Below are 21,520 nucleotides of genomic sequence, written 5' to 3' on the forward strand. Positions count from 1 at the left end.
CGAGATTATCGCCCCCTCTTTTTGCTGTGTGTCGCTTGATTGACATTATTGCGGCCAGCTATTCTGCCGGTTACACAGCGTTACTCGCTTGGTAAAGCGCTTGGCTGGGTTTGATAAATGTGCACATCGCGCTGGGGGAATGGGATTGAGATGTTTTCTTGATCGAAGCGCATTTTCACCTCGCGAGTAATATCCCAATACACATCCCAATAGTCTTCAGGTTTGGCCCATGGGCGCACAATAAAGTCTACCGATGATTCGCCTAGGGTATGCAGCTTTATGGTCGGTGCTGGGTCGGCGAGTACCTTAGGATGTTTATCGACGATCGATTTTAGCACCTGCTCGGTTTTCTCAATATCATCACCGTAACCTATGCCAAAGCTCATATCGACTCGGCGTTGATGCTCAACGGTAATATTATTAATGGTGTCGCCCCAAATTTTGTTATTGGGGATGATTAACCTTTGGTTATCTAATGTTTTAATGATGGTTGAGACTAGGCTCATCTGGCTCACTTTGCCCGTTACGCCTGCGGCATTAATCAGATCGCCCACATCGTAGGGGCGATAGATTAAGATCATCATGCCGGAGGCAAAGTTAGACAGGGTTTCTTGTAAGGCGAAGCCGATAATGACACCCGCGACACCAAAACCGGCTAGGATGGGGCCGAGTTCAAATCCCAGTTGCGACAAGGCCACCATTAATCCCAGCGCAAATACGACTTTACCTGAGAGTGACACGAAGAAATCTTGCAGTAACTTACTAAATTTCAGCTTAGAGTTACTCACTGCCCGTCTGCTAATACGTTTAACCGCTTTACCTGCGAGGCCTGCCAGAAATAGGATCAGCATAAAGATAAACAGCTTAAACATGACTCCAGGACCGTTGTCTATCAGCTGTGTTTTGGCTTTATCCCACCACTCTTCTAGCAAGGTACTCACCACATTAATGTTAAGTACATCTTGGGTGATATCGCCAGAGATGCTAAATAGCGTCTGTTTTAAGATGGTGGTGTCTTGTCTTAGTGCATCGAGTAGGCCGATAGTGCTAGAGAGACTGCTGCTGGTGAGCGCTAAGCGCTCTTTAAGGTGTAACACTCGAGTGGTTTGCTCACTGGTGACATCTTTACCGGCTTCGGCAACTTCATCGACAGCAAACTGTAATTTATCTTGAATAAACAGCACTAGACTATTGAGAATATCGCCTCGTTTAATGAGGGTTTGGGTTAACTCCTCCTTGGCGGCGGTAACATTTTCTCCCAGCTGACTCAACCAGGTGAGGATGTCATACTTGGCATTGAGCATCTCATCTTGCTGGCGTTCTCGATTGGCTAACGCAAGCATGGTTTGATTATCGTTATCTTTACCCAGTTGCGATTTAAGACGGTGGATGTCGTCGGCATAGTAAGCACTGACCTGGTCAATAAAAGTCAGGTAAGGTTGGATCAATGGTAATAATAGCGATTTATCGAACTCATCATCTTCCATCAATATGGCGAGGCGTTGATGAAAGCGAGTCGCATGTTCGCGAATACGATACTCGGTAAATTGTTTCATTTCGCCTTGAGCATGGTGAAGCTGGCTAATATCGGTGGCGATCAACTTTTGTAAGTGTAATAGCTTGTTAATAGGGTCGTCTTGGTTATCTGCGTCACTCTGTGGCGATGTTTTAACGACTTGTATCTTATTTGGTGGTGAATTGGTTTCGGCGGAAGCGGCTATTACCGGTAAGGTGAGGCCAAGCGTTAATATTAACAAAGCTGTGCGCAGCATAAATTAAGTCCTTTAATATGGGCATTGTCAGTCCCCTTATTATGACCCCAAAATCATAACTGCGACATTTAATTATGATCTGTTAAACTGCCGTAAATTTCATCATAGAGTCTTGTTGTGCTGTGTACACATTGTCATAAAACGTTTGGGGTTGATAGTTTAAAGGCTCAGCGAGGTAAAGGGGTGAACGCACAAATTCAATGTCCCCATTGCCAAGCGTGGCTGGGTAGGAGTGTGCTATTAACATTATTAAAGATTGGCAGCTTTTATCTGACCGTTGCGGTTTTGTTGGGGGGGTATTTTGCCTCAGACCTGCGTTATATCACTACACCCATAGCCGTTATCGCTACAATCACGCTATTGATAAGTCATATGATGGATCAACTAAAAGTGATGCAAGCACCCGAAATGACGCCCATAGATGACAGTGCGCATAGGCAAAAGTATCGTTAACAGTTCCTGTGCCGAATCCGCTGAGGCTTATGGTGAGCAATGCCAATGGTATTATCTGATGGATCTTTCTTGCCATATTGCTGTGGTGAACGGCGCCACCACAGCGGTAAATGACTAGTCGATGACTTGTACTTGGGCTTCGAGCGCCGCCTCAACGTAATAGATACCGCCGAGGACCGCAATAAAGAAAACCGATGTCCAAAAAATCATCTTGAAATTTTCGCGTAGAAATTCCTTCATACTGTTTGTTTCCTTGCTGGAGTCGTTGAAATCTAGGTTTGGGGCGATTTCACTCAATGGTCTAATTCTAGTCAATATTGCTTAAGTCAGACTTAATTCACCACTAACAGTCAGTGATCTCGCGCATGCTTTAGCGCACTGGTTTGAGCGTTAATTTTTGTTACAACTGACGGATAGACCAAGCCATTTGTTGCTTGACTTCATTGAGTCAATCCATACACTTGGTGAAAAATTTTGTCATCTCAGTTTGGAACGGCAGTTAATACCATGGCATTGGCGATGAAAGGCATAGCAAGAGGAGTAGCGATATGGCTTAGTGCTGTATTGTTCTGCTTGTCTGTCGCTGCGCCAGCTCATAGCCTAGAACATGTTGATGATGGTGCCAAAAACCATTGCACCCTCTGTATTCAAAAAATACAGCTCAACAGTCTCCTGCCAGTTAGTGACTTTAGTTTTACCCTACCGTCACGCACCTTTGAACCTTATGTCGATAATGTATATGCGACATTGCGTTCTCACGTTAGCTATTTCCACAGTCGAGCGCCTCCCGCACGCTAGATAGTCCTATTAGATATTTTTGACTATTTCTCTCTGTCGATTGACGGCAGAGAGCTATGCCTGTTTTTTTGGAGATGTTATGACAAACTTTAATCCCCGTATGACGGTGCTGGCAGCGGCCTGCGCCTGTGTATCTACTGTGGCGAGCGCGCAAGATGCCACTCTTTCTAATCCTGCTATCAGTGCTGTGCTCGACGGCTATTATCAAAGTGCCGAACGGCCGATGGCTGAACGCGAAGAGGGCTTTGGCCTTGGTCATACCGAACTGGCATTGAGTGCCAACATCGATGATCTTTTTTATGGCAAATTAACCGCGGTTTTAGAAACCCACGGCAGTGAAACTGAAGTGGGTCTGGAAGAGGCATTTATTCAAACCTTATCCATGCCAGCTGGGTTTTCTGTGCGTGCCGGTCGTTTCTTATCGGATGTGGGTTATTTAAATAATCAGCATGTGCATACCGATGCCTTTGCCGATCGCCCTGCGGTATATCGTGCATTCCTAGGCAGCCATTATTTCGATGATGGGGCACGACTCGACTACGTTGCGCCTACCGATCTGTACTGGACCATGGGTGTCGAAGCCTTTAAGGGAGAAAGCATGCGCGCCGAAGATGAGCATGGCGAGCGTGAATTCGACAATATTGGTGTCTATACCGCCTACACCAAGTTGGGTGGTGATATAGGGATAAGCAGTTCTTGGCAGCTGGGGTTAAGCTATTTACGTAATGAAAATGGTCGCCTAACAGCCCATGAAGCCCACGATGAAGACGTTGTAATCGAAGACAGCCACGATCACAGCCATAGCCATAGCGCAATGTACACTGGTGAAAATACCTATATGGCTGATTTTGTCTATAAATGGGCACCTAAGGGTAACTACAAATACCAACACCTTACGCTCAGTGGCGAGTACTTCCAGGTGAGCGATTTTGCGCCGTTAGCGGCGCATGAGCTCGCCGATGCGCATAGCGTGGAGCATCTCCCCGATGATCAAACGGGTTGGTATGTCAGCTCTGTGTATCAATTTAACCCCAATTGGTCTGCGGGTCTGCGCTATGGTCGCGTAGATACTCAGGAGCTGCATGACGATCATTTCCATGAACAATCGCTCAAGGAAACCGAGGTCAGTTTGGCGTGGCATCATAGCCACTTCTCTACGGTGCGATTGCAATATACCCATCAAAATGGCACCAATTTTGATGGTATCGAAGATGATAACCTGATAACGCTACAATATGTTATGACATTGGGGGCTCACAGTGCGCATCAATTCTAAAGTGATTCAAGCCAGTTGCCTGACGGTCGCGTTGACGCTCAGCAGTGCTGCACAAGCTGCGCTCAATGTGTTTGCCTGTGAACCCGAATACGCGGCATTAGTTCACGAGCTGGCACCAGAGGCCAATATCTACTCGGCTACCACAGCCATGCAAGACCCGCATCAAGTGCAGGCCAGACCCAGTCTGATTGCTAAGATGCGTCAGGCCGATCTGGTGGTGTGCGCCGGTGCCGATCTTGAAGTGGGTTGGTTGCCTATGTTGCAGATGAAGTCGGCGAATGCCAAGGTACGCTCAACGGATCAAGGCTTGTTTTTTGCTGCCGATCATATTGAGACCCTAGATAGGCTTGAAAGTGTCGATCGTAGCATGGGAGATGTGCATGCCAAGGGCAATCCACACCTGCATTTTGACCCAGAGCGTCTGCTCAAGGTGGCCGAGGCGTTGCACCTCAAACTGGTGCAGCTAGAGCCAGACTCGAAGACGCAGTACGATGCGGCATTGGCAGACTTTAGCGCCCGTTGGCAGGCGGCTACGTTGAAGTGGCAAGCGTTAGCTGCGCCGCTGAAGGGGCAAAAAGTGATTGCCTACCACAGTAGTTTTCGTTACCTATTTAATTGGTTAGGTATCGAGCAGGTGGGCGATCTGGAACCTAAGCCTGGCCTTGCGCCAACGACGGCGCATTTAGCCGAGCTACAACATCGTGCACAACAAGGCGATGTGATGGCCATCATAGTGGCGTCGTATCAAGATGAGCGTGGTGCTCATTGGCTTGGGGAGCGCGCCACGTTACCTGTGCAGGTATTACCTATGTCGGTTGGTGGCAATGAGGACAGCGACGATCTGTTTTCACTCTATCAAAGTGTCATCACCTTATTGTTGAGCTACAGCCAACCATAAGCTTACCCTAGCGCCTTTGTGTGTGAATGCATAGGCGCTATTAGGGTTGCATCTTTAGGTACACACCATGTTTGATTTAGATCTGTTATCCATCATATTGCCCGCCTTTGCGGCTGGTTTACTCGTGCTATCGACTCATGTCGTGCTGGGCAGCCAAGTGCTAAAGCGCGGCATTATTTTTATTGATTTGGCCATTGCTCAAGTAGCGGCGTTGGGGGCGATTATTGCTCACACTCAGCACGAGATTGAACATCTACCCTATTCTAATGTGTGGATGCCGGCGCTATTTGCGTTAATGGGAGCGGGGGTTATCGCTTGGTTATCTAAGCGAATGGCCGATGAGCTGGAAGCGATGATTGGCTGCTTTTATGTGTTATCGGCAGTCGCCGCTATGTTATTGCTTGCAAGCGATCCTCACGGCAGTGAAATGCTCAATCAGTTGATGTCGGGACAGATATTGTGGGTCAATTGGTCGCAGCTAGTATTACCAGCAATCGTGTCGTTATTGGTGTTGGGTACGATTGCCATTAAGCCTAGTTGGCTCGAGGGGGCAGGGTTTTATTTACTGTTTGCCTTAGTGATCACCTTGTCTGTGGAGCTTGTGGGGGTTTATCTAGTGTTTAGCTCGCTTATTTTGCCCGCCTTGGCAGTGAACAAATATAGCGGTAAGGCTAAGTGGGCTTGGGCCTATGTTGTAGGGGTTGCGGGTTATGGTGCAGGGCTAATATTATCGGCGAGTTTAGATCTACCCAGCGGCGCGGCCATTGTCGCCACATTGGCGTTGAGTGCGATACTGTTTCGGCTGTTGCATGGGCTGTTTTTCGACTCTAGTTCGATTAAAAAGGTATCTGCTAATTCGTAAAATAGATAGTTATAAAGTGAGACATCTATCTAATAGGCTGATCAGGCATGATTGGCCTATTTTTTTGTTTTTAAATTCAGTTTGATAGAACCCATTTTTGCCAACAAAAACCATCAAGATGAAAGTGAGATTAAATCTTCAGGCTACAGGTGTAAGTCATTTTTGCTTGCTGGTATAATGCGGCCACTAAAATCACAGGAGTATGTTGTGCTGTTAATCTTGAGGTCATTGATTTTGGCAATTATGTTATTGCTGGCGTTTGTGTTTGGTGGCTTGTACTGCTTATTGCGTCCGCGTCATCGAGATAATGTACACCTGTTTGCTACCATTTTTTCTTGGGCAGCGCCCATATTGGGTGTCAAAGTGGTATTGCGCAAATCAAAAGCTGCAATATCAGAGCCTTGTATCTATTTAGCCAATCATCAAAACAATTTTGATATGTTTACTCATACGGCTGCAGTGCCAAAAGGCACGGTGAGTTTGGGTAAAAAGAGCTTAGCGTGGATCCCCTTTTTTGGGCAGATCTACTGGTTGTCGGGTAATATTTTAATCGATCGTAAAAACCGTAATCGTGCCTTTGAAACCATGGCGCAAACGGCGCAGAAAATTAAAGAGAAGTGCCTATCTGTGTGGATTTTCCCTGAAGGCACGCGCTCGCGCGGTAAAGGGTTATTGCCTTTTAAATCTGGTGCGTTTCATACCGCCATTGAAGCCGGTGTCGCTATGGTACCAGTGCTGGCTTCCAATCAAGAACACATCAAACTCAATCGCTGGAATAATGGCGTGGTGATTATTGAGGTGATGGAGCCGATTGAGACTAAAGGGCTTGCTAAGGGGCAAGTAAAAGAGCTTTCAAGTCGTATCCATGCCATGATGGCGGAAAAGTTAACCCAGTTAAACCAAGAAGCTGCGGCTCTTATGGCTAAAAAAGCCGTTTAACTGAGCCTAATTATTGTTAATTTCGGAGTGATCCATGTCTAAAGAACGTCAGTTACAGGAACAGAAACAAGAGAATCAAGAGATCGTTGAGGCGATTCTTGCCGATGGTTCTGAGCCCGATGCTGAGTACACTATCGAGCACCATTTCTCAGCGACCAACTTTGATCGCCTAGAAAAGGCCGCAGTTGAAGCCTTTAAAATGGGTTACGAAGTTAACGATGCTGAAGAGATGGAGCTAGATGATGGCTCGGTTATCTTTTGTTTCGATGCAATCGCCTACCATAAGCTTGAAGTGGGATTACTCGATAAAGCCTGTGAAGAGCTGATATTGTTAGCGGCCAAGCAGAAAGTCGATTATGACGGTTGGGGCACCTACTTTATTGGTGATGAGATCGAAGACGATGAAGATGACTCAGATGAAGCACGTTTTCATTAATCAGTCGCGGCGCGTTTTGTGATAAAAAGCCCCAGTCTTTTAACGGAGACTGGGGCTTTTTAGTGTTTAGCCGCTCTTAATGTATTTCGGCCCGTGGGCGGTAGATTACGCAACGATTACGCCCAGCTTGCTTTGCTAGGTATAAGGCGCTGTCGACACTGGCTAACCACTGCGCGCTGTTATCAAACTCGGGCAGTATTTCGCAAATGCCAATACTGACAGTGACACTGATTTTGGCGTTTTCGTAACGCATCTGTGAAGCGGCGATTTTTTCACGATAGCGTTCGGCAAATTTAAGTGCATCTTCGGCGCTGGTGTTCGATAAGATCACCGAGAACTCTTCACCACCATATCGGCCTGCACAGTCGGTTTCTCGCAGTGATTGCCTTAATATGTGCGACACGTGTTGGATCACCTTGTCTCCGGCAATATGGCCGTAGGTGTCGTTGATGCGCTTAAAGTGATCAATATCGAACATCACTAAGGTGGTGGGCGAGCCATAGCGTGAATGGCGGTCAAACTCATGTTGCATGCACTGTTGCCAATGACGGCGGTTGTGTAGCTGGGATAAGCCGTCGGTTTGGCTGAGATGTTCTAGGCGTTCATTGGCCGCTTTGAGCTGTAGGCGGTTAATGGCGACATCGGTTACATCATAGATGATCATGCTGATGTGGGTTATCTGCCCTGTGAGTGAAGAGAGTGGTAGTAAGGTGACATTTTGGTACATAAAATCGGCGCGGCCAGTGATCGGCCGATAATTATTAAATTTAAACACATAGGGTCGCTGCTCCCAGCTGATAAAGGCGCGGTTTTTCAATAGAAATACCGACTCCATCTTTTGCTTTAACCAAGTGGCGGGTAGGTATTCAAATTGCTCGAACAGGTTGGCGCCTTTTATCGAATTGGGCGAGATACCGCTGTGGTTCTCCATGAAGCCGTTCCACAGTTGAATGTCGTAGTTTCGATCTAATACCACTAACCCCACCTCGATGGTTTGCACCATATCGATGAGCCAATGCAGTTCGTTCATTGTGCTTTTGTCATAGGTCATGGTGTTATCCAACTAATCTAGCAAGTAACCGAGCTTATAATTAAGCGTCGGTAACGATTCTTCAGTGAATAGCAGCAGCAGATCGCATTGAATATTGTGGCCTTCGATACGGTAATTGATCTCCATGGCTAGGGTTCTGGCCCATTTTTCGGCGTTATCATGGATAAGATCGTTCACTGTGCAATGTCTGCCAAGCACGACTGGATGGCTTTGGCTAAATTTCATGTGTAGCTGTTCGGAAATCCCGTTAAGAAATGCACCGATAAGCACGTTACCGGTATCGATCATCACTTCAATCTCAGTATTGGCATCTTCGGGGTTGGCGAGCCCCATCAATTTGGCCATGTCTTGAAATGAGGAGTCGTGAAACAGTAAGAGGGCTTCGCCAGCAATACCAGCACCAATAAATCCTTGGCATAGCGCGGAGATGGTGCCGTTTTCTTCGGTCGCCTTGAGCGTCATGGTGAGCTCACTGACCTCGAGCACGTTAACATTGGGGATCGGCAATAACACAAACACATCGAGCAACTTGGCTAACAGATCGGCCGCCCGCCCCATAGCAACGTTAGCTACCTCTTGGCAGGCGTCCCTTAGATCGACTTCGATCATTGGACTGTCGTTAATGCCATCGCCTGTGGCTATGGTTAAGATGCCATACTCTTGTAAAATATGGCTAATGGCCTCGGCGCTGACTGGTTTTTGAATAAAATCCAGAGCCCCTAAGGCTTTGACACGCTCATGTGCTTTAAGCTGAATATCACCAGAAACTACAATGACAAGGGCGGGGAGATCTTCCTTTTGAATGATCTCTAGCACCTCATAACCGTCCATAACCGGCATGTTGAGGTCAAGAAAGACCACTTCACCTTTACCGGCTCTAATGGCTTCTATGCCTTCGGCACCGTTGGCGGCGAAGTGAATGTCCACATCCCATTCTTTTGGAAGTGTTCGTGCCATCTGCTTTCTTGCGAGTGCAGAGTCATCGCATATAAGTACTGGGATCGACATGCTAGTTCTAACATCCTAATCTGCCCTTCTAATGAAGATAACACTAAAATTAGTGAGTTGTGTTGCTAAATACACTTAATGGAAAGGGCTGTTTTCTTTGGTTCATCCTAGAAACCCTAGGAGCGCCAGTGTATGACGCGATCATAAAGAAGACTCAAAGTGGTCATCAATGCGTTTAAGGGTCTACGTCTTGTTTTACCGTAAATAGCCAGCATACCATAGATAGTCGGTACTACTGATTAGTCATTATCGATCACTTTGATTTAAAAAAGAAATCAAAATGTCACTTTTTGACCTACGCCAAAAAAATAACCTGATGTTATCTATTTTAGATAAATGTACCAACTGTGTTAGCATCTTGGGAGGACAGACCAGTTGGTTTTTAGGAGTAAAGGAATGCAGCACCCATATGTCAATTTGACCCTAGATTCAGGCATTGCGATTGTCGAACTACACCGCCCTGAAAAATACAATGCGCTTAATTACGCCATGTTCACCTCTATTAAACGTGTGCAGCATAAAATCGCCAAAGATCCCAGTGTGCGCTGCGTTATCTTAACGGGCAGTGGCGGCAACTTTAGCTCGGGTCTCGATGTGGCAAGCGTAATGAAATCACCCAAGCAAGCGATCAAGTTACTGTTTAAGTGGTTACCAGGAAACGCCAATTTAGCTCAGCAGGTCTCCATTGGGTGGCGTCGGTTACCTGTACCTGTGATCTGCGTGTTAGAGGGGATCTGTTATGGCGGTGGACTGCAAATCGCCCTAGGAGCCGATATGCGCATTGCCAGCCCTGCGTGTCGTTTATCTATCATGGAAGCTAAATGGGGCTTAGTGCCGGATATGGCCGGTTTGGTTGGTCTGAGAGAGTTAGTATCAAAAGATGTCGCCATGCTGCTAACCATGACGGCCGATGTGATTGAGGCAAAGCAAGCCCATGAATATGGCCTACTGACTCAAGTGTGTGAGCAGCCTATGGCTCAGGCTCAAGCCTTGGCGGCCAAGTTATGTGATACCTCGCCAGATGCTAACGCGGCGATTAAGCGCAGTATTAATACTAATTGGCGCGCCAGTGAGCGCAGCTTGCTACGGCGAGAATCTATGAGTCAAATTGCACTCTTGTTGGGCAAAAATCGGCTGATCGCGGCGATTAGGCAGACCAAAGATCCACAGCGTCCCTATCGTCATCGGCAGTCTTGGTGGTAGTTCTTTTTAGTGTCTCTCGCGGTTTGGCATAGCAATGAGTCAGTGACGCGGATCACACTCCCCAGCGCTTGCAGGAGACGTCTGCTCGAGTGGCAGCTACTATCCTGCTAATTTTATTATGCTTTAGGAATGGTAGATGAGACCGCTATTTGAACGTTTTCTTTGGAATAGCCGCCTGACGGTGATCGTTGGGGTGTTTGCCTGTGTGGTTGCCGCGTTTGCGGTGTTTATCATGGGTATTAAAGATATGCTTCACATGCTCGAATTGCTGTATGCCTATGTCACTAGCGGGAGTTTAGATATCCGTAATGATTTGGTGATGGTGGTGGTTGAGATTTTAGACACCTTCTTGCTTGGTTCTGTATTACTGATATTTGCCTTTGGATTATATGAGTTGTTTATCAGTAATCTGCAGGCCGCTGAAGACAGTGTTGCGGGGGGGAAAATCTTAGTGATCAGCAGTATCGATTCATTAAAGAGCAAGCTGGGTAAAGTCATTTTGATGATGTTAATCATCAAGGTGTTTTCTTACTTTAGCGAAATGAAACCTACCTCCATGCTGGAGCTGCTCTATATGGGCATCATAGTGGTACTGGTGGCATTGGCGTTGATGCTGAGTAAAGATAAAAAGTAACTCGGCGCTAGCGCATCGTTACGGATACGCTTTTGCGATGCGCCGTGCGAAGCCATCGATCAGCGCTAAGGTATTTTGCCAAGCACTAGGTTGGTCTAAGTTAAGCGCCAATGGCTGCTGCTGATAGCGTAGCGGCTGGTTTTGCGGCGACAGCGCCCGTCGCTCAGCTGCGGTGGCGATGGCGTTTGGCGTCGCGTCTGGCGACAAAATATCTAATACCGGAATGGCCAGCTGTGCCAGTTGCTCTGCTAAGTGGGCATTGTCTTGTGCTGGGGTGAGGTAAGGATTGATCAGCACGAGTAGATCTGGCTTAGGCAATGTGCCTGCATATAACAGCTGGATCATTAATCCTGCGCTCTGATCGGTAGCGATTAACATTCGTTTACCAGGATAGGGTTGCCCTAAGGCATCGAGCCGATCCATTATTTGAATGAACTGATTATTCTGCTGCTGTCTTAGGTTTTGCCATTCATCAGGACTCAAGTGAGGCAGACGTTGTGTAGCCTTGAGTACCAGCTGTTGTTCTCCAGCCTTGTTGATCTCCTCTGCATCTGTCTTGTGATTAATTGTTGGTGCAGCATGTGGTGCGCTTAAACTGATGGTGGCCCAGCCTTTATCATTAAGGTGGCGTCGCAGATAGGCGGTCACGCCGCTAGGATCGGCATGCTGCCCCAGATCGGCTAATAAGATGGCCGTCCCATATTGATGATGACCGCGCCAGCTGCGCACCAATGCCAAGCTGGTTTGCTCGCCCAGATCAAGCTGTGTGACTTCATTCGCGGGCAAATAGTCATAGCTTGGTTGCGCGCCTTGGCTGCATACGCTGACGAACAAAAAAGAGCAACCCCATAGTAATAGGCCGCATTTAATAACCGATCTCATAGATACCTTAAGCCTGAATCATTTTCCGGCGAGCATCATCGCATTTTTACGGTGTAAATTAAAACCGTGTCTTGTGCTGAAATGTGTTCAAACATCGCCATGCTTGTTGGGTAGCAAGCCTAGGGCCTGTTGATCTTTGCTGGTTGAATTTTGTTCGAGACAAAAACGTTTAAATCGAGGCGAGTGAATTGCAACCTAGTCATCTAAGCAAAATGCACTTCACAAAGAGTAAAACGTTTTTAGCCGAAGCCCTCGACCAGCGTTTGTTGGTCATTTCTACTGCGTTCTCAGCTTTGTATGTAGAGTAACACCACAAAGCTTCTGCCTTGCATAAATACCCCCACAATTCGCTGTAAAAACAACCTTGCAAGATCAACAGGCCCTAGAATACAGCATAAAAAAACGCTGGATGAGCGTGTCAAACCAGCGTTTTGTTATCGTGTCAGCTTACCCTATGTGGGTTAAGCGTGACTCACCAACACCAAGCGCACGGCATCGAGTTGCAATAAACAACCATCTAAATACCCATTAAGCTCACTCATCTGTGATTTTAGGTGTTCAAGTTCCTCATCACGGATGTTGGGGTTAACGGCCTTGAGCGATTCGAGACGTTCAAGTTCGGCTGTTAGCTGACTGGTCATCTTGGCTCTAGCGCTCTCGGCTAGCAGTGTTAGTTCGGCCTCGGCGTAGGTCTCACCCTTAGCAAACAAGGGATGCAAAATGGTTTGCGAGGCATTAACCAGTTTACTGGCAATGTGACGATTCACCGCACTCAGTTGTTTGTCGAAGCTTTCATAGCTGACATTATCAGACAGATTGTTGCCATTTTTATCCAGTAAAATACGCACTGGCGTTGGCGGCATATAGCGATACAACTGGCTCGATTTTGGCGCCGATGCATCTGCCATATAGATAAGCTCTAAGAAAATAGTCCCCGCAGGTAGCGCCTTGTTTTTCAAGATAGCCACGCTGGTGGTGCCCGTTTCTGAAGAGGTGATCAAATCCAGCCCAGTCTGCACTAACGGATGCTCTTGGGTTATCAGCGCAATATCATCGCGTGACAGGGCCATCTCACGATCGAAGGTTACCGTGATGCCATCTTCGGGTAGGCCTGGGTAGGTGGGGAACATCATGTGTTCACTGGGGCGCAGTACAATGGCGTTGTCGCCGCTGTCTTCCTGCTCAACTCCTATGATGTCCCATAGGCGAATAACTGAGCCGATCAGTTGAGTATCTTGGTCACGCGCCGCTAAACTTTCAACCAATTTCTTGGCTTTCTCACCGCCATGTGAGTTGATCTCCAGCAGTTTATCACGGCCCTGTTCCATGGCTTTTTTCAGCTCTTTATAACGTGTTTGCGTATGGTTAAGTAGCTGAGTAAATTGGTCTTCATCTTGATAAACCAGCTGGGTAAGCAGCTCTTGTGAAAACTCATTAAACAGAATATGGCCAATGGGGCAGGTTTGTTCGAATGCGTTTAACCCTTTGTGGTACCAATGCATCAGGCTCTCTTGAGCGGTTCGTTCAAGGTAAGGCAGATGGATTTCGACATCGTTAGCCTGCCCAATACGGTCGAGACGGCCAATACGCTGCTCGAGTAGATCGGGGTTAAGGGGCAGATCAAACAACACCAGATGGCTAGCAAACTGGAAGTTACGTCCTTCTGAGCCAATTTCGGAGCAGATCAAGGCCTGAGCTCCGCCAGTTTCTTGAGCAAAGTAGGCGCCGGCTTTATCGCGTTCGATAATCGACATGCCTTCATGGAATACGGTCGCCTGAATACCTTCACGGGTGCGCAGCGCTTCTTCAAGGCTAAGGGCGGTTTCGGCTTGGCTGGCGATGATCAGCACTTTTTTACTGCGATGACTTTTAAGGAAATCGATTAACCAATCGACGCGCGGATCAAATTTCCACCAACTGGCGCTATCACTCTCGAAGGCCTGATACATTTTTTCAGGGCTAAGGGCTTGTTTGACCTTGTTGTTGAGATCGCTTTGGCCGCCCATCATGGCTGACACTCTTGCCGCGGTCACATATTGCTCTGGCATGCTCTGTGGGTGAGCATGAAAAATACGTGTCGGGAAGCCTTTGACCGAGGCGCGGCTGTTACGATACAGCACTCGGCCAGTGCCGTGACGGTCGAGCAGCTCTTGTAACAACTCTTCGCGTGCCGCTTGGCGTTGGTCGGCATCGAGGCTTTCATCTTCGATAAGGCGCAGGGCAGGGGTGATATCTTTTTCGCTTAACAGCTCGGTTAAGCTGGCCACGGCATCATCTGAGAGTGTAGCCCCCTTGCTCAGTTGGTCGGCTGCGGTTGCGACCTCTTTGTAGCTGGCCTCTTCTTTAAGGAAGGCTTGATAATCGTAAAAACGATCGGGATCGAGCAGGCGTAAACGGGCAAAGTGACTCTGATGACCGAGTTGATCTGGAGTCGCGGTCAGCAGTAATACACCAGGCACCACTTCACTGAGGGCTTCGACCACGCGATAAGCACGGCTTGGCGCCTCTTCGCTCCATTCTAAATGATGAGCTTCATCGACCACCATTAAGTCCCAGTCAGCGTCTAAGGCTTGCTCTAAGCGTTTCTTTTTACGCAGTAGCTCTAAAGAGCAGATCACTAGCTGTTCGGTGTAAAAAGGGTTGTCGTTATCGGCGTATGCTTCGACACATCTGTCTTCATCAAACACTGAGAAGCGCAAATTAAAGCGGCGCAGCATCTCGACCAACCATTGATGGCGCAAGGTATCGGGCACGATCACTAAGATGCGCTCGGCGCGGCCGGTAAGCAGTTGTTGATGGATGATAAGGCCAGCTTCGATGGTTTTACCTAGACCCACTTCATCGGCCAGTAAGACACGCGGCGCAAAACGTTGCCCCACTTCATGGGCTATCCACTGCTGGTGCGGGATCAATCCTACACGTGGGCCTTGTAGCCCAAGTAGATCTGAGGTGGCCAGCTTATGGCGTAACAGTTGGCTCTGGTAGCGCACGCCAAAACGGTCAAGGCGATCGATTTGGCCAGCAAAGAGTCTATCTTGCGGCTTATTAAAACGAATATTGTGGTTGAGCAGGGTTTCTCGCAGGCTCACCTGTTCACCAGTTTCGCTATGGATACCGTGGTAGATGATCAGCTGGTTTTTCTCTTCGAGTTCGCTAACCGTTAAACTCCACCCTTCGTGACTCTCGATGGTATCGCCTGGATTATAAATCACACGCGTTAAGGGCGCGTCAGCTCGTGAGAACATCCGGTTTTCATCTGTGGCAGGAAACATGACGGTGACCATACGGTCTTCTAATCCAACAACAGTACCTAAACCAAGTTCTGATTCGGTATCACTAATCCAACGTTGACCTAAGGAAAAGGGCATTACAAATTCTCATCTACAGGGTGAATCACGAAAGGGCGCGTATGTTATCCAATCGGGACTATGATGTCGAACATAAATGCCCGCCGCACCTCAGCTTAAAAGCCTAATGGCTATCTGGTGAGAATACAAATTGTGCGATCGGTTTTTATCTGAGCGCTCTTGTCATCTTAGTGTCATCAATGGCGATCAGGCTTAGGCATGATGAGTAGGGCTCTGCGGGATAAATTATCGATTGATGCCTTAAGATTTTGGTGTCAGTATGAAGTGACATCGGCGCTTTTTGGGTCGGTAAAGTCCAGCCTATTCATCACAGGAGATGCTTAATTATCGCAGCATGTGCTTAGTCTAAATTAACCCCAACGCACAAGTGGAGGCGCCCATGGAACAAGACGACAAGAAGTTGTTTGTACTGGATACCAATGTGTTACTACACGAGCCTTTAGCGATTTATTCGTTTAAAGAGCATGATGTAGTTGTCCCCATGACCGTTCTGGAAGAGCTCGACCAGATCAAAGACAGAAAGCGTGATGTGAGCCGAGATGCTCGAGTCGCTATCAGGGCGCTAGAAGATATTCTCGGGGGGCAAATCACCCCAGAACAGATAGTACAAGGGGTCGCGTTACCTAAACGCGAAGGTCATGGCGACGCCGTTGGTTCTCTCTCTATTTTCCCCGATCATCAACTGCAATCTACCCTGCTGTCGTTGCCTGGCGATAATAACGACAACCTCATCATTAACACCGCATTACACCTACAAAAACTGCATCATCCTCGAAAAGTGGTGCTGGTCACCAAAGATATCAATATGCGTCTTAAGGCCAAAGGCGCGGGAATTATGCTGGTGGAGGATTATCGTACCGATCAGCTGATCGATGATATTCGCTTTCTCACCAAAGGGTTTCATCAATTCGATGGTGATTTTTGGGCCCGCAAAGAGCATGTTAATACCGAAATTCAGGGGCGTCATACGGTTCATCGTGTGCCGCTTGGTGAAGTGGGGGACGAGAATTACTACGTTAATCAATATCTCATCGATGAGGAGTCTAACTTTTGTGGCCGAGTACTGTGTAATGATGGCAACGAGCTGGAGATCCTCGATCTGGGGCGCGATCGCTTATTGCACCTCGATGCCTGGGGGATCAAACCGAAAAATATCTACCAAGGCATGGCGCTACAAGCCTTGCTCGATCCCGATATCGATCTGGTGATCTTAACCGGCCCCGCCGGTTGCGGTAAGACGCTGCTGGCCATGGCGGCGGCACTGGAGATGGTGGTCGAACGCGGTTTATATGACAAGGTCATTGTTACCCGTAACACCCCTGAAATTGCCGAGTCGATAGGCTTTTTACCGGGCACCGAAGAGGAAAAAATGGCGCCTTGGCTTGCCGCCATTACCGATACCCTCGAGGTGCTACATAAAAATGATGTGAACCCCAGCGGTAGCATGAACTACATCATGGATAAGGCCAATATCCAATTTAAATCGATTAACTTTATGCGCGGACGGTCGATTCAAAATTCGGTGGTATTACTCGATGAGTGCCAAAACCTGACCGCATCACAAATTAAAACCATGATCACTCGGATGGGAGAAGGCACTAAGCTGATCTGCAGCGGTAATTTGGCTCAGATCGATTCGAACTACTTAACGGCGGTGACCTCAGGATTAACCTATATTGTGGAGCGATTTAAAAACTTTGATGGCAGTGCCAATGTCTATCTTAACGGTGTGGTGCGTTCACGTTTAGCCGAGTTTGCCGAGGAAAATTTATAATCCCAGTGATGTGAGATATAAGGGGATTATGGTGCGCCGAGCCTGTCGACGCGCCTTATCTCTTATTGGATGAATATAAGCTCGCTTTATGGTGCCTGTTGGCTCGTCGGCGTGAAATTGTTGTCATGATGATGTGCCTGGCCGTGTTAGCTGTTTTTGCTCGCAATGGCTGATATTGCTTTTACAAGAATGCCCGTCGTTTAGCATGTTTTAGCGGCTCTCAAGCGGGTGAGTCTTGTCGTCATCAAGCGTTAAACTTGCCTTATCGAACAACTAAGCTAGCCAGTCGTGGCGACTAATATCAGTTAATTAATTGAAATAACTAACGATATCGACTTTGGCATTCCTAGATCAGTTTGGTATTACAATGGCTTAGGTTCCTGATATTATAGGGACAATATTCAGTGCCATCATTGCGAACCATGATGGCATGCGTTTGTTCTTAAAGGTAATCGATGAAACCGACAGAACCCGACTTACAGCTGAAGTCGCCGATCCAGAAAAATTATAATCGCGCCGTGTTTTACACCTACATAGGTGTGATTATTATGGCATTGCTGACGGCGTGGGTGTTCTTTGAGCGGCAAAAGACCCAGATGATGACCCAGCGCGAAGAGTTAGTCGAGCGTCATGTGTTGCAAATCGACCTGCTGTTAGAGTCGAGTATTCGGGCGGTAAAGAGTCTGAGAAATGTCGCGGTGGATCATCTTAAGCTCGGTGAGTTGGTGCGAACCGAGCGGCTACCTCAATATGAAAAGTTTAATGAAAGTGGCCAATTTTTTACCCTAGAACCCAGTTACGCTAAAAGCGGTAAGCCATTTACCAATATGGGACGTATTACTGGCGCGGGCTCGCTCGATGGCCGCAGCGATAAGTTTTATCAAGAGCTCGAAATGTTGTTTGAGCTTTCCTTGTCATTCCCGGTGGCGACCGAAGCCGCCCCTAAAGCATCCTCAGTTTATTACATCTCTAAGCATCGAATGATGTCCTATTACCCTTGGCCTTCTGATGAGCTGCGCTTTCGAGATGAACTATTAAATAAACAGCAGTTTCAACTTGTTACGCCAGCAATGAACCCTCAACGCAGTGTGGCGTGGAGCCCAGGCTATGTCGAGACCAATGGCAAGGGATTGTTAACCACAGTCGGCGTGCCGGTGTACCTCGAAGATGAGTTTATCGGCTCAATTAACTTAGACATGACGTTGTCATCACTCGACAAGCAGATCCGCCTCTATTTTAAGATGCCGGGCACGGTAATTTTGCTCGATCAGCAAAACAATATTTTGTCGCATAGCGGTATGAATACCGACGATATCAACCGGGTATATCACATCAGCCAGAAGATCCCTTCGGCGCTACATTCGGTGCCAGAATCTGAGCTGTTTGACGCCCATGATGGCATTATGCGTAATGGGTATTATATCCACTCGGTGGCATTGCAAAATGCGCCGTGGCGCTTATTGTACCTGCAAGATCAAAACGAGCTGTTTAAAGATTCGTGGGAAAAGTTAGAGCTGACGTTTTTGTTGGTAGTGATCGCCTTGTCGGTGCTGGTGACCATAGTGCATTGGCAGACTCGCCGCTCGTTTGTTAATCCTGCATCACGTTTATTGAGCCATCTCGAAGGCTGCTCTCAAGAGCCGCGCAAGCCGCCAGAGAAGATCACTCCGGGCTGGGAGCCTTGGTTCCAGTTGGTGAGCCGTATTTTTGAAGAGAACCAACAATATACTCGTCACCTAGCCGAGCAAAATCGCCGTCTCGATAACTTGGTAGCGCGGCGCACGGCGCGATTGAAAGAGACCACAGAGCGGCGAGAGCGCGAGTACGCTTTACTGCGATCCTTGCTAGATTCTATTCCCGAAGCGATTGTCTTTAAAGACAAAGAAGGCAAGTACCTTGGCTGTAACAAGTCTGCCGAGCGGATGCTAGGCTATACCGAAAGTGAGATGATAGGCCAAGACTCGCAGGCAATGACCTCAAGTGAGCAGTCCATTCGTATCCGGGCCGAAGATGAACGCGTGCTGTCGGAGCGTACGCCGCTGCGTTATCAAGAAAAAGTGGAGCTGGCGGGTAAGCCAGTACTGCTCGATACCCTTAAGATCCCCTTTTACAACCGCCGTGGTGAGCTGCTGGGGTTGATTGCCGTATGGCGCGATGTGACACGCGAATATGAATCGGCAGAGCAGCTGCGCTTATCTGAAGAGCGTTACCATCTGGCGATGGATGCGGTAGAAGATGGTCTATGGGATTGGTATTTGGACTCGGAGCAGATCATCTGTAATCCGGCTTACTATTCGATGTTAGGTTATGAAACCAATGAGTTTCCTGCTTTAGTGTCAACCATTGACGAGTTGATCCACCCTGACGATCGCATCCGTGTCGAAGAGTATCGCAATGAGTACTTAGCCAATCCGGTTGGTGCCTACGATATTGAGTTTAGAATGCGCGGTAAGAGCGGCATGTATCACTGGGTGCTAAGCCGAGGTCGGGTAGTGGAATTCACTAGCGACAACCAACCCAAGCGGATGGTGGGTACACACAAAGACATTACTCGTCATAAGAGCAACGAGGTGGCGCTGCTTGAAGCTAAGCAAGATGCTGAATCGGCCAACCTGTACAAGAGTGAGTTTTTGGCCAATATGAGCCACGAGATCCGCACGCCCATGAATGCCATTATCGGCATGCTGCAATTGGCGAGCCGCACCTCATTGACACCACAGCAGGCCGATTATCTCGATAAAGCCAGTTTCTCGGCGCAATCCTTACTGCGGATCATTAACGATATTCTTGATTTCTCTAAGATTGAGGCCGGTAAACTTGAGTTAGAAAAGGTCGCCTTCCCGCTGGATAAGGTGCTGGATCATGCACTGGATCTCAATGCGCTCAATGCCCAAGAAAAAGGGGTCGAACTGCTGCTATACGCCCCAGTCACCGCGGGCCTCATCTTAGAGGGCGATCCGCTGCGCCTTGGGCAGGTGCTGGTGAACATGCTCAGTAATGCGGTTAAATTTACCCAAAGCGGTGAAATTGAACTGGGGTGCGAAGATGTGGGCGAGCGCGATCACCGTATCACTCTAAAGTTTTGGGTGCGCGATACGGGTATCGGCATTAGCAAAGAGCAGCAAGAGAGCTTATTTGATGCCTTTGCACAGGCCGATGGCTCGACCACGCGTAAATATGGTGGCACCGGATTGGGCTTATCGATTAGTAAACATCTGGTCTCCATGATGGGCGGTACTATGCAGGTGCAAAGTGAGCTTGGGGTAGGCAGTACCTTTAGCTTTACCATCAGCTTCGAGATCGCCGCCGAGGCGGAGGTTAAGCCTTTGGTGGTGCCAGAGGTGTTGGGTAATTTAAAAACCTTGGTGGTCGATGACAACCCGACGGCGTTACAGATCTATTCCAGCGTGCTGCGTGATTTCCACTTTAACGTTGAGACCGCCTCAAGCGGCGCAGAGGCCTTGTATAAGCTCGAGCGTGATCCGGTGGATCTGCTGCTAGTGGATTGGATGATGCCCGAAATGGATGGCGTGGAAGTGGTCAGAGAACTCGACATTATGGTCGCCGATGGCCGTTTACCTAAACGGCCGGTGATCATCATGATGACCGCTTATGCCTCAGATCCATTAAAAGAGGATTTGGACGAGCTTAATATTTACGCCATGCTGCAAAAGCCGTTTAAGGCATCGGCATTGTTCGATGAGATCATCGGTGCCTTCATCGATCAGCCTAAACTCGCTCCGCTGCCTGAGCCACCTAAACTGGGCAACAATCAAGCCTCAGGGGTGATCCTACTGGTGGAAGATAATTTTATTAACCAGCAGGTGGCGACCGAATTGCTTAAGAGTGCGGGTTATGAAGTGGATGTGGCCGAAAATGGTCAGCTAGCGATAGAGCGAGTAGAGAAGCGCCGTTATGATGCGGTGCTGATGGACATTCAGATGCCAGTGATGGATGGGTTAACCGCCACTAAGCTGCTGCGCGAGCGTTATTCGGCGCAGCAGTTACCTATTATCGCCATGACCGCCCATGCGATGTCGGGCGATCGTGAAAAAAGCTTAGCGGCAGGTATGAACGCGCATATTACTAAGCCCATCGTACTTAATGAGTTGTTCGACACCTTAACCCATTGGATTAATCAACCGCAGTAGTGCCGTTAACTGCAG

17 protein-coding genes are annotated in these 21,520 nt (G+C 48.0%); 11 read left to right on the plus strand and 6 right to left on the minus strand.

The features are described 5' to 3' along the window. Positions 1-80: 80 nt before the first annotated feature. A complete protein-coding gene (locus DVO77_RS02770) occupies positions 81-1,772 on the minus strand; it encodes a mechanosensitive ion channel family protein (RefSeq protein WP_119977189.1) in 1,692 nt (563 codons plus the stop codon). A gap of 421 nt (positions 1,773-2,193) precedes the next feature. Between DVO77_RS02770 and DVO77_RS18980 the strand changes: the two genes are divergently transcribed. After that, positions 2,194-2,343, plus strand: a complete 150-nt coding sequence (locus DVO77_RS18980) for a hypothetical protein (protein ID WP_162599127.1) — start codon at positions 2,194-2,196, stop codon at positions 2,341-2,343. Here DVO77_RS18980 and DVO77_RS19340 read toward each other — a convergent pair. Beyond that, positions 2,340-2,465, minus strand: coding sequence for a hypothetical protein (locus DVO77_RS19340; RefSeq protein ID WP_259650878.1), 126 nt, complete (start codon positions 2,463-2,465; stop codon positions 2,340-2,342). The two genes, DVO77_RS18980 and DVO77_RS19340, sit on opposite strands and share 4 nt — an antisense overlap. A 279-nt stretch (positions 2,466-2,744) precedes the next feature. Here DVO77_RS19340 and DVO77_RS02780 point away from each other — a divergent pair, with 279 nt between their 5' ends. From DVO77_RS02780 to rraB, 6 genes are all read left to right on the plus strand, one after another. Next, a complete protein-coding gene (locus DVO77_RS02780) occupies positions 2,745-3,023 on the plus strand; it encodes an ABC-type zinc uptake system zinc chaperone (RefSeq protein WP_119977375.1) in 279 nt (92 codons plus the stop codon). Positions 3,024-3,102: 79 nt separating this feature from the next. Further along, entirely contained in the window at positions 3,103-4,299 is a 1,197-nt protein-coding gene (locus DVO77_RS02785) for a hypothetical protein (RefSeq protein ID WP_119977191.1), read from the plus strand. Next, a complete protein-coding gene (locus tag DVO77_RS02790) occupies positions 4,283-5,197 on the plus strand; it encodes a metal ABC transporter solute-binding protein, Zn/Mn family (RefSeq protein WP_119977192.1) in 915 nt (304 codons plus the stop codon). Before DVO77_RS02785 ends, DVO77_RS02790 begins: the two co-directional genes overlap by 17 nt. 67 nt (positions 5,198-5,264) lie before the next feature. Beyond that, entirely contained in the window at positions 5,265-6,059 is a 795-nt protein-coding gene (locus DVO77_RS02795) for a metal ABC transporter permease (protein ID WP_110455748.1), read from the plus strand. 207 nt (positions 6,060-6,266) lie between these two features. Next, positions 6,267-6,998: a 1-acylglycerol-3-phosphate O-acyltransferase gene (locus DVO77_RS02800; protein ID WP_119977376.1), complete on the plus strand. Its 732-nt coding sequence runs from the start codon at positions 6,267-6,269 to the stop codon at positions 6,996-6,998. A gap of 34 nt (positions 6,999-7,032) precedes the next feature. Continuing rightward, complete coding sequence (rraB, locus tag DVO77_RS02805; protein ID WP_119977193.1) at positions 7,033-7,434, plus strand: ribonuclease E inhibitor RraB; 402 nt, start codon at positions 7,033-7,035, stop codon at positions 7,432-7,434. 76 nt (positions 7,435-7,510) lie between these two features. Here the strand turns inward: rraB and DVO77_RS02810 are convergent, their stop codons facing one another. Both DVO77_RS02810 and DVO77_RS02815 read right to left on the minus strand, forming a co-directional pair. Further along, positions 7,511-8,485: a GGDEF domain-containing protein gene (locus DVO77_RS02810; RefSeq protein ID WP_110455750.1), complete on the minus strand. Its 975-nt coding sequence runs from the start codon at positions 8,483-8,485 to the stop codon at positions 7,511-7,513. 12 nt (positions 8,486-8,497) lie between these two features. Continuing rightward, the gene (locus DVO77_RS02815; RefSeq protein ID WP_110455751.1) at positions 8,498-9,493 is read right to left on the minus strand and encodes a response regulator; all 996 of its coding nucleotides are present in this window, start codon (positions 9,491-9,493) and stop codon (positions 8,498-8,500) included. Between the two features lie 396 nt (positions 9,494-9,889). Here DVO77_RS02815 and DVO77_RS02820 point away from each other — a divergent pair, with 396 nt between their 5' ends. After that, positions 9,890-10,696: a crotonase/enoyl-CoA hydratase family protein gene (locus DVO77_RS02820; RefSeq protein ID WP_110455752.1), complete on the plus strand. Its 807-nt coding sequence runs from the start codon at positions 9,890-9,892 to the stop codon at positions 10,694-10,696. A 136-nt stretch (positions 10,697-10,832) separates the two neighbouring features. Next, the gene (locus DVO77_RS02825; RefSeq protein WP_110455753.1) at positions 10,833-11,330 is read left to right on the plus strand and encodes a YqhA family protein; all 498 of its coding nucleotides are present in this window, start codon (positions 10,833-10,835) and stop codon (positions 11,328-11,330) included. An 18-nt stretch (positions 11,331-11,348) separates the two neighbouring features. Here the strand turns inward: DVO77_RS02825 and DVO77_RS02830 are convergent, their stop codons facing one another. Next, positions 11,349-12,164 (minus strand): DUF3530 family protein, encoded by an 816-nt coding sequence (locus DVO77_RS02830; protein ID WP_162924131.1) that lies wholly within the window; start codon positions 12,162-12,164, stop codon positions 11,349-11,351. Between the two features lie 509 nt (positions 12,165-12,673). Beyond that, complete coding sequence (gene rapA / locus DVO77_RS02835; protein ID WP_119977195.1) at positions 12,674-15,580, minus strand: RNA polymerase-associated protein RapA; 2,907 nt, start codon at positions 15,578-15,580, stop codon at positions 12,674-12,676. Between the two features lie 379 nt (positions 15,581-15,959). Between rapA and DVO77_RS02840 the strand changes: the two genes are divergently transcribed. After that, on the plus strand, positions 15,960-17,354 hold the full coding sequence (locus DVO77_RS02840; RefSeq protein ID WP_119977196.1) for a PhoH family protein: 1,395 nt from the start codon (positions 15,960-15,962) through the stop codon (positions 17,352-17,354). Between the two features lie 455 nt (positions 17,355-17,809). After that, on the plus strand, positions 17,810-21,505 hold the full coding sequence (locus DVO77_RS02845; protein ID WP_119977197.1) for a response regulator: 3,696 nt from the start codon (positions 17,810-17,812) through the stop codon (positions 21,503-21,505). The last annotated feature ends 15 nt before the right edge of the window (positions 21,506-21,520 follow it).

The sequence above is a fragment of the Shewanella algidipiscicola genome (genome assembly GCF_003605125.1).
Lineage (GTDB): Bacteria > Pseudomonadota > Gammaproteobacteria > Enterobacterales > Shewanellaceae > Shewanella > Shewanella algidipiscicola.